This window comes from Microbacterium nymphoidis (assembly GCF_021044885.1).
Classification (GTDB): domain Bacteria; phylum Actinomycetota; class Actinomycetes; order Actinomycetales; family Microbacteriaceae; genus Microbacterium; species Microbacterium nymphoidis.
Map to the genome: position 1 here is coordinate 17,718 of NZ_JAJNOD010000007.1, position 13,101 is coordinate 30,818.

A 13,101-nucleotide genomic window follows, 5' to 3' on the forward strand; every position below is an offset into this window, starting at 1 on the left:
GTGGCGTAGCGTGAGGGCATGACCCACACCACGCAGAGCCCGCTTCGCATCGCCGTCACCGGAGCCGCCGGACAGATCGGCTACAACCTGCTGTTCCGCATCGCCAGCGGAGCAATCGCCGGCGATCGCCCCGTGGAGCTGCGCCTGCTGGAGATCGAACCAGCGCTGCCCGCCCTGGAGGGCGTGGTGATGGAACTGCAGGACGGAGCATTCCCGGGACTTGCCGGTGTGGAGATCGGATCCGACCCGGAGAAGGTCTTCGACGGCGTCAACCTGGCCCTCCTTGTGGGTGCCCGGCCCCGCGGTCCCGGCATGGAGCGCGGCGATCTGCTGGCGGCCAACGGCGCGATCTTCAGCACACAGGGTGCCGCCCTGAACACCGTGGCCGCCGACGATCTGCGCGTCATCGTGACGGGGAACCCCGCCAACACCAATGCGCTGATCGCCTCGACCCACGCGCCCGACGTTCCCGCTTCGCGCTTCAGCGCGCTCACGCGTCTTGACCACAACCGTGCCCTGGCCCAGCTCGCCCAGCACACGCACCGTCCGGTCTCCGCCATCCGGCGCATGAGCATCTGGGGCAACCACTCGGCCACCCAGTTCCCCGACATCTCGGCGGCCACGATCGACGGCGCCCCCGCGGTGGACTATGTGGATCGCGCGTGGGTGGAGGAGTTCTTCATTCCGACTGTGGCGCAGCGCGGTGCGGCCATCATCGCCGCTCGCGGCCTGTCTTCGGCGGCGTCGGCGGCCTCCGCGACGGTGGACGCAGCGCGTGATCTGCTCGGCGGAACGGCTCGTCACGACTGGACGTCGATGGCGGTGGTCTCGGACGGCTCCTACGGAGTGCCGGAGGGCCTGTTCTCCTCGTTCCCGGTGACCACCGCGGATGGAGACTGGAGCATTGTGCCGGGTCTCGCCGTGGACGACTTCGCGCGTTCGCGTATCGATGCATCAGTGGCCGAGCTGATCTCCGAGCGCGACGCGGTTCGCGAGCTCGGGCTGATCTGAACGTATTCCGCGCGCGGAATGTCCCTCAGTTGGCGTCGGCGATCAGGATGGGAATCAGGATCGACCCGAAGACGACGGCGATTCCGCCGAGGATGATGCCGCCCGTCGTGAGCTGACGCCTGATCCGGCTGGCCCGCGAGAGATCCTTCAGGCGTGCGCCTGCGGCGGCCACATCCGGCTTGGGGCGTGCCAGCGCGCGTGGTGTGCCGCGAGGGGCCACGCGCCGCTTCGAGTCATCCCGCCACTGATCCCACTGCTCGAGTTTGTCCTCGATCGCGGCGATGAGCTCGAGCGTGCGCGTCCACGACTCCACCTTCGCCCCTCGCAGGCGCCGCTCGTTCCCCGACACGATGAGCCAGTTGTCGACGATCTCCACGCTGCAGCCGTGCGCGCGGTCGATGAACAGCGCCATGATGTCGGGCGTGAACAGGTACAGCGCATCGCGTTCGTAACCCGGCGGGCAGTACAGGCGGAAGTACCGGTCGAAATCGCCCTCCAGGCTGAGGAACTGATCCGGATCGACGCCGTTCGGAGCCGCGACCGCGTTGCCCAGACGGAACCCGGTCGGCATCGCCTGCAGCACGATGTTCGGGAGCTTCTGCGGCAGTGCGAGAGCGAGATAATCCTGACGGACGATCGCCGTCGACTTTCCGGAGTCGACGGTGGTCTGGAAGATGCCGAGTTCGATGCGCGGTGCGCGGCGCAACCGCACGAGATCGAGCACCTTGCGATCGGTGCCGAACTTCATCGAGCGCGCCGGCGGGATGGCGAGGGTCTCGATGTCGAAGTCCCAGCCGTTCTCCCGCGCCAGCAGCAGGGTGCGTGCGCGCCGGATCAGGCGCTGACGCTCCTCGTACTGCTGCAGGATGCCGAGGGCGACCGCCACCAGCCCCAGCGGGATGATCCAGCGCAGCGAGCCGATCGGATCGTTCCACACGTTCAGCGCGATGACGATGATGCCCGCGGCGGCACTCACGACGATGACCGCTCCGATGATCCAGGCGACGGTCGTCAGCGCTCCCAGCTGGATGCGCGACCACAGGGGCAGCTTCAGGCTGCTGCGTCCCGAGGCCTGCTCGCGCGGCGTCGGCGTCACCGCATCGATCAGCTCGCGAGCCTCTCGATACGAGAGTGGACGGGTGAGCGCACTCGTCGTCATCCCCACGCGCATCGCCATGGCTCCACCGTACCGAGCACATCGGTGAGAGCGCGCCGTCTGGGGGCCGCGTCTGGGAGCCTGTTCGTGCGGTGTGGCGCGATCTCGCGGTTCGTTGGCGGCATTCGCACGGTGCCGGCTGTCCACGTTCACTAGCCTGACTCCATGCGCATCGCCGACTTCGCCGTGCCGGAGACCGCTGCCGCACGCGGCGCGCGGGACCTCGTGAAGCAGTACCACTCTCCCGCGCTCGGCAACCACGTGCTGCGGTCGTGGCTGTGGGCCGAGGCGTTCGCCGTGGTTGAGGGGCGGAGCGGGGTCGACCACGAACTCCTGTACGCCGCCGCACTGCTGCACGACATCGGTCTGGCCCCCGAGTTCGACAATCACCGCCTCGGCTACGAGGAGGCGGGGGGTCACGTGGGTGCGGCGTTGGCCGCGGGTGCGGGCTGGCCCCAGCACCGCCGACAGCGCATCACCGAGGTCATCGTGCGCCACAACTGGCCCGCGGTCGATCCGGGCCATGACCTCGAGGGCTACCTGCTGGAGATCGCCACCGGGCTCGACATCGCGGGCCGGCGAGACACCGACATCCCGCTGAAGTTCCGCCGCGAAGTGCTCGCCGCGCACCCGCGCCTCACTCTCGCCGACGAGTTCGGCACGAGTGTGCGAGACCAGTCCGAACGCAAACCGCACAGCCATGCCCGGCGCCTGTTCGACGGGGGTGTCGCGGCCAGGCTCGCGGGCAACCCCCTCGAACGACTGTGATGCCCTACCGGCCGGCGACGCAGAGCCGCCCGTCACGCACTGACGAGCACCGGCGGTGACGCGACGCCGGGGCTGGCCTACACTGGCGCCACAGCCGCAATCTCGCCCCAGGATCTCCCATGTCATCGAGCTGGTCGCAACGACGCGACGTCTCGCCGCAGACGTCGCGTCTGATGGTGGAGCGCGCTCACGAGGAGTTCGTCACCGGCAACGCCGACGACCGTCGTCTCGCGGACGTCCGCCAGCTCGTGCGCGAATCGTGGCGCCGCAGCCGTGACGGCGCGGTGGCGGCAGAGGCTCTGCCGCCCGTCGCGCTCTCGGGATCCGCTCTGGAGGAATATCGGCGCGCGCACCCGCTCGCCGGCGTCCGCGACATGATCCGGTCGCTTCTGCTGCCCGGAGTCGCCGAGGAGGCGGGGGTCGTGGTGGCCGTCGGCGACGCGGCGGGGAGGTTGCTGTGGGTGGAAGGGGATCGGGAGGTGCGCAGTCGCACCGGCGAGATGGGGTTCGTGGCAGGTGCCGACTGGTCGGAGTCCGCCGTGGGCACCTCCGCTCCCGGGACGGCGCTGACCTTGGGCACCGGCGTGCAGATCCTCGGGGCCGAGCACTTCAATCGGTTCGTGCAGCCGTGGTCATGTACGGCGGCACCGGTGCGGGACCCCGAGACCGGACTCATCGTGGGCGTCATCGATGTCACGGGCGGCACCGAGGTCATCACACCGCAGGCACAGCTCCTCGTCGATGCGGCCGCGCGCGCCGTGGAGGGTGAGTTGCTGATCACCCGCATGCGCTCCCGCGAATCCTCACCGCGCCGGAGTGCGCCCCCACAACGTCCGCAGCGTGCGACACTGCGCGTGCTCGGCCAGGAGCGCGCCCTCCTCGACGTCGATGACGGACGTGAACTCACCCGCCACGTGCTCTCGGGTCGTCACGCGGAGATCCTCCTCCTGCTGACCCTTCACCGGCAGGGACTCAGCGCCGAGCGCCTCACCGAACTCGTGTACGGTCCCGATGCTCCGGTCGACACGCTCCGACCGGAGATGGTCCGGCTGCGCAAGACTCTCGCTCGCGTCGCTGCCTTCATCGGCGTGGAGTCCAGGCCCTATCGGCTGACCGCCGAGATCGACACCGACGCGCAACGCGTGCTCTCCCTGCTGGATCGCGGCGCTCATCGGGTGGCGTTGGCGTCTTACGCCGGCGACGTACTCACCGATTCGGTGGCTCCGGGGGTGGAGCAGTTCCGTGACACGGTGCGCACGACGCTCCGCGACGCCCTGATCGCGGAAGCAAGCGCCGATGTGCTGCTGTCCTATGCCGACACCGCTGCGGGTGAGGACGACGAGGAGGTGCTGCGACTGGCACTCGAACTGCTGCCGCCCCGGTCCCCGAAGCGCACCGGGCTGGTGGCACGTATCGAGCGTCTCGCGCACTGACCGCAACCCGGTGCAACGTTGCCGTGCATATCGTCTCTGCCACGGCGGGACACCGCTGCTGGATCGGTCAAAGGAGACACCATGACACTCGTCGACGAGGACGTCACCACCGCGTACGCCGCACCCGGACAGCCCGGGGCCGTCGCCAACTACCGCTCGCGCTACGGCCACTACATCGGTGGCGCCTGGGTGGAGCCCGCCCAGGGACAGTACTTCGAGAACATCTCCCCGGTGAACGGCAAGCCGTTCTGCGAAGTGGGGCGCGGCACCGCGGAGGACATCGATCGCGCGGTGGAAGCCGCATGGTTCGCCTTCAGCAGCTGGCGGCGCACCAGTGTTGCCGAACGAGCGCTCGTGCTCAACCGCATCGCGGATCGCATGGAAGCGCATCTCGAGGAGATCGCGGTCGCAGAGACGTGGGAGAACGGCAAGCCGGTGCGCGAGACGCTGGCGGCGGACATCCCGCTGGCCATCGACCACTTCCGCTACTTCGCGGGCGCACTGCGAGCACAGGAGGGTGGCATCAGCGAGATCGATGGCGACACCATCGCCTATCACTTCGCCGAGCCCCTGGGAGTGGTGGGACAGATCATCCCGTGGAACTTCCCGATCCTGATGGCGGTGTGGAAGCTGGCCCCCGCGCTCGCGGCCGGCAACTGCGTGGTGCTGAAGCCCGCCGAGCAGACACCGGCATCGATCCTCTACCTCTTCGATCTCATCGGCGATCTGCTTCCCCCGGGAGTCGTGAACATCGTCAACGGCTTCGGCATCGAGGCGGGGGCGCCGCTGGCGCAGCACAAGCGCATCCGCAAGATCGCTTTCACCGGTGAGACCACGACCGGTCGCCTCATCATGCAGTACGCCTCCCAGAACCTCATCCCGGTGACGCTGGAGCTGGGTGGCAAGAGCCCGAACTTGTTCTTCGAGGACGTCGCTCGCGACACCTCCGATGCCTATTACGACAAGGCGCTCGAGGGTTTCACGCTCTTTGCGCTGAACCAGGGCGAGGTGTGCACCTGTCCCTCGCGCGCGCTGATCCAGCGATCCATCTACGACGGCTTCCTTGCCGACGGTCTGGAGCGTGTCGGCAAGGTGGTGCAGGGCAACCCGCTGGATCCGCGCACGATGATCGGGGCGCAGGCCTCGAACGACCAGCTCGAGAAGATCCTCTCCTACATCGAGATCGGCAAGGCCGGAGGCGCAAAGCTGCTCACCGGTGGTGAGCGCGTGGACCTCGGCGGCGATCTCTCCGAGGGGTACTACGTCGCTCCCACGGTCTTCGAGGGCACCAACGACATGCGCATATTCCAGGAGGAGATCTTCGGGCCGGTGCTGTCGGTGACCTCCTTCACCGGCTTCGACGACGCCATCTCCATCGCCAACGACACCCTGTACGGCCTGGGTGCCGGTGTCTGGAGCCGGTCGGGAGACACGGCCTACCGCGCGGGCCGCGCGATCGAGGCGGGACGAGTGTGGACCAACACGTATCACCAGTACCCCGCCCATGCAGCGTTCGGCGGATACAAGCAGTCCGGGATCGGACGGGAGAACCACCTCCGCATGCTGGATCACTACCAGCAGACGAAGAACCTCCTGGTGTCATATGCCGAAGGAAGCATGGGCTTCTTCTGATCCGTCGGGGAGCGCCCGCCGATGCGGGCGGGTGCTCCCCCGTGGAAGGTGATGTTATGACTGACGATCTGACACGTGTTGCGGTGACCGCCGAGGCTGCGCAGCTGCTTCGCGAGCTGGCCGCTCAGCACGGACCCCTGATGTTCCATCAGTCCGGCGGCTGTTGCGACGGCAGTGCCCCCATGTGCTATCCCGTAGGGATGTTCATCACCGGTCCTGGTGACGTCCACCTCGCAACGCTGGAGGTCACCGGCATCGATCCGGTCGACGTGTTCATGTCGTCGAGCCAGTTCGAGTACTGGAAATACACGCATCTCACCATCGACGCTGTTCCGGGGCGCGGGGCCGGCTTCAGCGTCGAGTCGCCCACCGGGAGGCGATTCATCGTGCGGTCGCGGATGCTCACCACGCCTGAACTGGAGCACTTCGAGCTCATCCCCCGCGGATGAGGCGATCACACCACCGCGAGATGCTCCATCGCGGCGTGGGTCACGGGTCCGCGGTGCACGTCCTGCCAGGCCGCAGCCAGGCGCAGCATGCCGTCAGCCGTGGTCTCCGGATCCAGCGTGATCGGCAGTCGCAGATAGCCGTTGAGCACGCCGGACGCGGAGAACCGGGGGCCGGGCGGCAGGCGCAGACCGTGGTCGTGGGCGGCGAGCGAGAGCGCCGTGGAGTCGAAGCCGCGCAGGCCAATCCACACGGCGAGTCCTCCGTGGGTGTCCGGCATCGTGAGACCGATCGACTCCAGGCCGGTGCGCACTGCCGCACGCCCCGCGGCCAGTCGCGAGCGCACGTGCTGCTGCAGGGCCGGCACGTCATCGAGCAGTTCGATGGCGATGCACTGTTCCAGCGGTGCCGTCCCGAGGTCGATGGTGGGGCGCACCGCGAGGATACGGCTGACCACCGCGCGCGAAGCCCGGATCCACCCGATGCGCAGGCCCCCCCAGGCGATCTTCGAAAGGGAGCCCAGCGTGATCACGTCGCCGAAGGCCGCGAACGGACTCGGCGTGAACGGGCGGTCGATGTCCAGGTCGGCGCACGTTTCGTCCACGATGAGCATCGTGCCCGCGCTGCGCGCCGTGGCCACCACCACGCTGCGATCCGCATCGGGCATGTTCGCACCGGTCGGATTGTGGAAATCCGGGATCAGATACGCGAGGTGCGGGTGCAGGTCGAGCAGAGTCGTCGTCAGGTGCCCCACATCCCAGCCGCCCGCCCCGACCGGAGTGGTCACGAGACGATGTCCGGCACGGCGGATGGCGTCCATGGCGTGCGGGAACGTGGGCTCCTCGACCACCGCGACGCGTCCCGGACGTGAGAACGCCGCGAGCACCAGCGCCAGTGCATGCATCGCCCCGGACGTGATGATGATCTCGTCGGCCTCCGTGGGCACGCCGCGCTCGCGGTATCGGGCCGCGATCATCTCCCGGAGCTCCCGGAGCCCCTCCAGCGTGTAGCCGGTGCCGCCGCGCTGGGCGGCGAGACGCGGCAATGCGCGGATCGTGGCCTCGTGCAGGCCGGGCGCCGATCCGGTGGAGGCGATCGAGAAATCGATCGGGGCGCTTCCGGGCAGCGTCGGCCGCACGGACGAGGAGTGCGGCAGGGCGATGTGCGTGCCTCCGCCATGGGTTCGCACCACGTAGCCAGCAGCTTCCAGCCGACCGTATGCCGCCGTGATCGTGGCACGGGACCGACCGAGCTCCTGCGCGAGCACGCGCTCGCTGGGCAGCCGCTCCCCCACGGTGAGCCGGCCGTCCAGCACGAGCGCGCGGACCCGCTCCGCCAGCGACGCCGCGACGCCGCGATCGGGTTGCCAGGTGCCGAGGAGGAGGACGAGCCGGGAGGTCATGAGACCACTGTGCCACCATGTGGCCTGTACGTAACAGGCCACTTATCGGGTAGTGGACCGGAAACCACGGGCCGGATCAGGAGCACCATGGCAGCTATGGCCCTCCGCTCACCCCTGCTGCCCATCACCGCAACGTCGCCGCGCGACCTCACGGAGCGTCTCGTGCAGCTGCTGATCGGCCTGTTCGTCTACGGCATCAGTCTGGCGATGATGATCCGCGGGGGCATCGGGCTCTCGCCCTGGGACGTGCTGTCGGTGGGCACCACCCTTCACCTGCCGATCGACTACGGCACGGCCACGGTGGCCATCTCCATCGTGGTGCTGGTGCTGTGGATCCCGTTGCGCCAGAGGATGGGGCTCGGTACCGTGCTCAACGCACTGCTGGTGGGGCCTTCCGCCAACGTGGGCCTCTGGCTCATCCCCGAGATGCCGAACGTCGTCGCCGGGGCGGCGCTGTTCCTGGCCGGTCTCGTGGTGCTCTCGATCGCCACCGGTGTGTACATCGCAGCGGACTTCGGTCCCGGGCCGCGTGACGGGCTGATGACCGGGCTGGTGCGCGTGACGAAGTGGAAGGTGTGGATCGTTCGCACCATCATCGAGGGCAGCGTGCTCCTGATCGGATGGCTGCTGGGTGGCCCCGTGGGCGTGGGCACGGTGATCTTCGCGTTCGGGGTGGGACCTCTGATCGGCGTCTTCTTGCCCCGCATCACCGCCTGGCGGGCGCGTCGGTCGGCTCGGCTGGCTCCTGTTCTCACTCCCTGACTTCGGCGGAGATCGAAAACGCACCTCGGACGCCTGTCGGAGGTGCGTTTTCCCTCTCTCAGCGCACGGATCCGGCGATCGAGCCCAGCACGATGCCGAAGATCGCGATCGCCGGCACCACCACCACGGCAAGCGCGACGACCACGATCACCCAGGCCCGACCGCTGCAGCCGCCGCGGAGGCGCCGTCCGGGATGGGCGACTCCGGGCGGCTGGAGCACGAACGCGGCCGGCGGCGCCGGATGACCCGGTGCCGCGAACGGGACCCCCGCGTGAGGTGCCGGTGCACCGGGCGCATATCCGCCCGGTGTCAGTGTTGACGGCGACGGGACCACGGCGATGCCGCTGCCCGGGCGAACCCCGGCCAGACGTTCGTCACGCCAGCGCTCCCACTGCTCCACCTTGGTGAGCATCGCGTGCACCAGCGAGAACAGCCAGGCCCAGACCGCCGGATCCATCGACGGGATCGATCGGTTGGCGTAGAAGAAGATCCAGTTGTCCACCAGCTCGACATCCAGCACCGCAGCCTGCGTCATGAGTCGCAGCATGATGTCGGGCGTGAACAGATACAGCGCGTCGGTCTCGTAGCCGGTGGGGCAGTACAGCGTGAAGAAGCGGTCGAAATCACCCTCCAGGCTCAACCTCTGCCTGCGATCGAGGCTGAGTCCGCCGAACGGGCCGTCGTTCCCCTTCGCATCCAGCACGATGTTGGGCAGCAGGTTGTCCACCCGGATGGCGATGTAGCCGCGCCGCACCCGCGTCGAGCTCTTGCCGTTGCTCACCGTGAAGGCGTAGTCGCCGAACTCCACCACGCGCGGCGCCATGCCGCGAAGCACGTTCTCGCTGGCCGGATCCGTGCCGTTGCGACCGCGAAACAGCAGGCCGGGAAGCGGTGGTTCGGGGATGTAGGGATGAAACTCGAGCCCGTTCGCCGCGGCGAAGCGCGAGAAGCGGTACCACTGGGCGTCCTGGGCGCGGCGCGCGGAGCGCGTGACGGCCACAGCGAGGGCGACGATGCCCGCGATGAAGGCGGCCATCAGCACCAGGAAGAAGACCAGTGCCGGAATGAGCGTGGGCCTCGCCACGGCGGTCGCGATCATCGGCAGGATCGTCACGCCGATCGTCAGCAGCAGGAACGGGCCCAGAGTGGCGAGCAGGATCACCGTCGTCTGGCGTTGTCTCCCCGCCGTACGGGCGATCAGCGGATCACGCTCCCGGCGCATGCTGCCTTCCGCGCGCGCGGCTCGCTCATCGACGGGCGCGAGGAGAGGCCGGGGATCGAATGGAACGCTCATCACACCAACACCTTCATCACGAACTGCACCAGCCACCACCCCAGAATCAGCACGAGACCGCCGATCCAGGCCCAGCTCACCCCGCGCCGCAGCCGGCGCCCGGAGGTGGCCCGGAAGTCCCGAAGGGCCTCGGCGGTGATCGGCTGGACCAGCGGGCCCGCGTCGAACGTGACGGTCATGCATCCCCCTTCGTGCTGTGCACGATCCACAGATCTTACCGAGAGCGTGTGCGGCGCGCCGGAGCGCAGTGTCACGCTCGAAGAGTCTCAGTCTCGTCACGATGTGCAACGTGCGCTTCCTGTGAAACCGCTTGAAGGGAGAGGATGACGCAACGGTCGAGCCCGGAGGGCCGGCCCCGTACCCGATTTCACAGAGGTAGCAACATATGTCATCGCACAACAAGCGGAGCCGTCTGGTTCTCGCCCTCGGCGCCGTGGGCGCCTCCGCACTGATCCTCGCCGGCTGCACCACCAGCAGCACGGGCGGCGACACCTCGCCGTCTGACGGAGCCAGCGGCGGTTCCGAGTCGTCGGGCTCTGACATCGTCGTCGGAACCACCGACAAGATCACCAAGCTGGACCCGGCCGGTTCCTACGACAACGGCTCGTTCGCGGTGATGAACCAGGTGTACCCGTTCCTCATGAACAGCGTCTACGGCACCGCCGAGGTCACGCCGGACATCGCCGAGTCGGCGGAGTTCACCTCCCCCACCGAGTACACCGTCAAGCTCAAGTCCGGTCTGAAGTTCGCCAACGGCCATGACCTGACCTCCTCCGACGTGAAGTTCTCCTTCGACCGCGTCGTCAAGATCGCCGACGCCAACGGCCCCGCGTCGCTGCTCGGAAACCTCGACTCGATCGCCACCCCGGACGACACCACGGTGGTCTTCACGCTGAAGAACGGAAACGACCAGATCTGGCCGCTCATCCTCTCCAGCCCCGCGGGCCCCATCGTCGACGAAGAGGTCTTCTCGGCCGATGCGCTCACCGATGACCAGGCCATCGTCGACGGCCACGCGTTCGCCGGCCAGTACGACATCGCTTCCTACAAGTTCAACGAGCTGATCCAGTACAAGCCGTTCGAGGGCTACCAGGGCAACCTCGGCAAGCCGGACAACAACGGCGTCACGGTCAAGTACTACGCCGATGCGTCCAACTTGAAGCTGGACATCGGCAAGAACGCGATCGACGTGGCCTTCCGCAGCCTCTCGGCCACCGACGTCGACGACCTCAGCAAGAACGACAAGGTCAAGGTGGTCGACGGCCCGGGTGGTGAGATCCGCTACATCGTCTTCAACTTCGACACCATGCCCTTCGGAGCCAAGGCCGAGGGTGCGGACCCCGCCAAGGCGCTGGCCGTGCGCCAGGCCATGGCGTCCCTCGTCGACCGCGAGGCGCTCGCCACCGATGTCTACAAGGACACCTACAGCCCGCTCTATTCGTTCGTCGCAGACGGCATGCCCGGTGCCACCGAGCCGCTGAAGAAGCTCTATGGCGACGGCAACGGCGGCCCCTCGCTCGAGAAGGCGCAGGAGATCCTCTCCGCCGCCGGTGTCACCACCCCGGTCACGCTCAACCTGCAGTACAACGGCGACCACTACGGTCCGTCCTCGGGCGACGAGTACGCCGCCGTGAAGACCCAGCTGGAGGAGGGCGGCCTGTTCACGGTCAACCTGCAGCAGACCGAGTGGGTGCAGTACGCCGAGGACCGCAGCGCGGACGTGTACCCGATGTACCAGCTGGGCTGGTTCCCGGACTACTCCGACCCGGACAACTACCTGTCGCCGTTCTTCACGGCGGACAACTTCCTGAACAACCACTACAACAACGCCGAGGTGCAGCAGCTCATCACCACGGAGCAGACCGAGACCGACTCGGCCAAGCGCCTGGAGGAGATCGGCAAGATCCAGGACCTGGTGGCCGCTGACCTGTCCACCCTGCCGCTGCTGCAGGGCAAGCAGGTGGCGATCGTCGGCACGAACGTGGACGGCACGACGCTGGACGCGTCGTTCAAGTTCCGCTACGGACCGCTCACCAAGAAGTGACGACCTGAGGCCGGGGGATCCAGCGCTTCCATCGCCGGATCCCCTGGCCTCTGTCGCGTTCCAGATAAGGTTCACGCATGGCAACAGTCGTCGCGGACCCCGTCGTGGAGAGTGCTGCCAAAGCGCCCTCCGGCGGGCTCTGGCGGTACATCCTCATCCGCCTCGTCCTGATCATCCCCACCGTCTTCATCCTGGTGACGATGGTCTTCTTCCTCATGCGCCTGACGGGAGATCCGATCACCGCCGCACTCGGTGGTCGCCTCACCCCGGACGCGTTGCAGGAGCGCATCCATCAGGCCGGTTATGACCGGCCGGTGCTCGTGCAGTACGTCGAGTACCTCGGAAACGTCTTCCGCGGTGACTTCGGCACCACGATCACCGATGGCCGTCCGGTCATCGAAATCCTCTTCCTCTACGGCGCAGCCACTCTGGAGCTGGTGATCTACGCGGTGATCGTCGCGCTGATCATCGGCATTCCGCTGGGTCTGATCGCCGCCTACAAGCGGGACAAGTGGCAGGACGCAGCGCTGCGGATCATGGCCATCCTCGCTTACGCCACGCCGATCTTCTTCGTGGGACTCCTCCTCAAGCTGGTCTTCTCGGTGTGGCTGGACGTCCTGCCGGTGGCGGGGCGTGCCAGCACCGACACCGAGCTGCTGATGAGCGGCGTGCAGAATCCCACCGGCATCTACCTGATCGATGCGTTGCGCGTGGGCAACATGAACGCCGTCGGCGACGTGCTGCAGCACGCCGTCCTGCCGGCGATCGCGTTGGGTCTGCTCACCGGTGGCGTGTTCCTGCGACTGGTGCGCACGAACGTGATCGGGACCCTGGGGCAGCAGTACGTGACCTCCGGCCGGTCGCGCGGCGTCAGCGAGTCGCGACTGGTGACCAAGCACGCGTTCCGTCCCGCTCTGATCCCGATCATCACGGTGATGGGCATGCAGATCGCGATGCTACTGGCCGGCGCCGTGCTCACCGAGACCACCTTCGAGTGGAAGGGACTCGGCTTCATGCTGGCGTCCTACCTGAAGGCGCGTGACTTCGTGGCGGTGCAGGGCATCGTCGTGATGATCGCCGTGATCGTCGCGGTGACCAACTTCCTGGTGGACGTCGTGGCTGCCATGATCGACCCGAGGGTGAGGTACTGAC

Annotated in this window: 12 protein-coding genes; 8 read left to right on the top strand and 4 right to left on the bottom strand. The window is 67.6% G+C overall.

Features of this window, described 5'->3' with window-relative positions; all coding sequences use genetic code 11:
- Positions 1–18: 18 nt before the first annotated feature.
- Positions 19–1,011, top strand: coding sequence for a malate dehydrogenase (locus LQ566_RS15930; protein ID WP_231092764.1), 993 nt, complete (start codon positions 19–21; stop codon positions 1,009–1,011).
- A gap of 25 nt (positions 1,012–1,036) precedes the next feature.
- Here the strand turns inward: LQ566_RS15930 and LQ566_RS15935 are convergent, their stop codons facing one another.
- Positions 1,037–2,188, bottom strand: coding sequence for a hypothetical protein (locus LQ566_RS15935; protein WP_231092765.1), 1,152 nt, complete (start codon positions 2,186–2,188; stop codon positions 1,037–1,039).
- Between the two features lie 144 nt (positions 2,189–2,332).
- Here LQ566_RS15935 and LQ566_RS15940 point away from each other — a divergent pair, with 144 nt between their 5' ends.
- From LQ566_RS15940 to LQ566_RS15955, 4 genes are all read left to right on the top strand, one after another.
- On the top strand, positions 2,333–2,935 hold the full coding sequence (locus LQ566_RS15940; protein ID WP_231092766.1) for an HD domain-containing protein: 603 nt from the start codon (positions 2,333–2,335) through the stop codon (positions 2,933–2,935).
- A 119-nt stretch (positions 2,936–3,054) separates the two neighbouring features.
- Positions 3,055–4,368, top strand: coding sequence for a GAF domain-containing protein (locus LQ566_RS15945; RefSeq protein ID WP_231092767.1), 1,314 nt, complete (start codon positions 3,055–3,057; stop codon positions 4,366–4,368).
- An 81-nt stretch (positions 4,369–4,449) separates the two neighbouring features.
- Positions 4,450–6,000, top strand: coding sequence for an acetaldehyde dehydrogenase ExaC (exaC, locus tag LQ566_RS15950; protein ID WP_231092768.1), 1,551 nt, complete (start codon positions 4,450–4,452; stop codon positions 5,998–6,000).
- 56 nt (positions 6,001–6,056) lie between these two features.
- Positions 6,057–6,449 (top strand): DUF779 domain-containing protein, encoded by a 393-nt coding sequence (locus tag LQ566_RS15955; protein ID WP_231092769.1) that lies wholly within the window; start codon positions 6,057–6,059, stop codon positions 6,447–6,449.
- A gap of 5 nt (positions 6,450–6,454) precedes the next feature.
- Here the strand turns inward: LQ566_RS15955 and yczR are convergent, their stop codons facing one another.
- The gene (gene yczR / locus LQ566_RS15960; protein WP_231092770.1) at positions 6,455–7,849 is read right to left on the bottom strand and encodes a MocR-like transcription factor YczR; all 1,395 of its coding nucleotides are present in this window, start codon (positions 7,847–7,849) and stop codon (positions 6,455–6,457) included.
- Between the two features lie 96 nt (positions 7,850–7,945).
- Between yczR and yczE the strand changes: the two genes are divergently transcribed.
- Positions 7,946–8,611 (top strand): membrane protein YczE, encoded by a 666-nt coding sequence (yczE, locus tag LQ566_RS15965; protein WP_231092771.1) that lies wholly within the window; start codon positions 7,946–7,948, stop codon positions 8,609–8,611.
- Positions 8,612–8,669: 58 nt separating this feature from the next.
- On the opposite strand, the gene LQ566_RS15970 is transcribed toward yczE, so the two are convergent.
- Together LQ566_RS15970 and LQ566_RS15975 are read right to left on the bottom strand one after the other, a co-directional pair.
- Positions 8,670–9,905, bottom strand: coding sequence for a hypothetical protein (locus tag LQ566_RS15970; protein ID WP_231092772.1), 1,236 nt, complete (start codon positions 9,903–9,905; stop codon positions 8,670–8,672).
- Positions 9,905–10,084 carry a hypothetical protein gene (locus LQ566_RS15975; RefSeq protein WP_231092773.1) on the bottom strand — a complete coding sequence of 60 codons (180 nt, stop codon included), beginning with the start codon at positions 10,082–10,084 and terminating at the stop codon, positions 9,905–9,907. Before LQ566_RS15975 ends, LQ566_RS15970 begins: the two co-directional genes overlap by 1 nt.
- Positions 10,085–10,290: 206 nt before the next feature.
- Here LQ566_RS15975 and LQ566_RS15980 point away from each other — a divergent pair, with 206 nt between their 5' ends.
- Entirely contained in the window at positions 10,291–11,949 is a 1,659-nt protein-coding gene (locus LQ566_RS15980; RefSeq protein ID WP_231092774.1) for an ABC transporter substrate-binding protein, read from the top strand.
- Positions 11,950–12,026: 77 nt separating this feature from the next.
- A complete protein-coding gene (locus LQ566_RS15985; protein WP_231092775.1) occupies positions 12,027–13,100 on the top strand; it encodes an ABC transporter permease in 1,074 nt (357 codons plus the stop codon).
- Position 13,101: the final 1 nt, after the last annotated feature.

What these genes read in the sequence shown, in the direction of transcription:
- LQ566_RS15930 (WP_231092764.1), top strand. Translation starts at nt 19, where the DNA reads ATGACCCACACCACGCAGAGCCCGCTTCGCATCGCCGTCACCGGAGCC.
- LQ566_RS15935 (WP_231092765.1), bottom strand. Translation starts at nt 2,188, where the DNA reads ATGGCGATGCGCGTGGGGATGACGACGAGTGCGCTCACCCGTCCACTC.
- LQ566_RS15940 (WP_231092766.1), top strand. Translation starts at nt 2,333, where the DNA reads ATGCGCATCGCCGACTTCGCCGTGCCGGAGACCGCTGCCGCACGCGGC.
- LQ566_RS15945 (WP_231092767.1), top strand. Translation starts at nt 3,055, where the DNA reads ATGTCATCGAGCTGGTCGCAACGACGCGACGTCTCGCCGCAGACGTCG.
- exaC (WP_231092768.1), top strand. Translation starts at nt 4,450, where the DNA reads ATGACACTCGTCGACGAGGACGTCACCACCGCGTACGCCGCACCCGGA.
- LQ566_RS15955 (WP_231092769.1), top strand. Translation starts at nt 6,057, where the DNA reads ATGACTGACGATCTGACACGTGTTGCGGTGACCGCCGAGGCTGCGCAG.
- yczR (WP_231092770.1), bottom strand. Translation starts at nt 7,849, where the DNA reads ATGACCTCCCGGCTCGTCCTCCTCCTCGGCACCTGGCAACCCGATCGC.
- yczE (WP_231092771.1), top strand. Translation starts at nt 7,946, where the DNA reads ATGGCCCTCCGCTCACCCCTGCTGCCCATCACCGCAACGTCGCCGCGC.
- LQ566_RS15970 (WP_231092772.1), bottom strand. Translation starts at nt 9,905, where the DNA reads ATGAGCGTTCCATTCGATCCCCGGCCTCTCCTCGCGCCCGTCGATGAG.
- LQ566_RS15975 (WP_231092773.1), bottom strand. Translation starts at nt 10,084, where the DNA reads ATGACCGTCACGTTCGACGCGGGCCCGCTGGTCCAGCCGATCACCGCC.
- LQ566_RS15980 (WP_231092774.1), top strand. Translation starts at nt 10,291, where the DNA reads ATGTCATCGCACAACAAGCGGAGCCGTCTGGTTCTCGCCCTCGGCGCC.
- LQ566_RS15985 (WP_231092775.1), top strand. Translation starts at nt 12,027, where the DNA reads ATGGCAACAGTCGTCGCGGACCCCGTCGTGGAGAGTGCTGCCAAAGCG.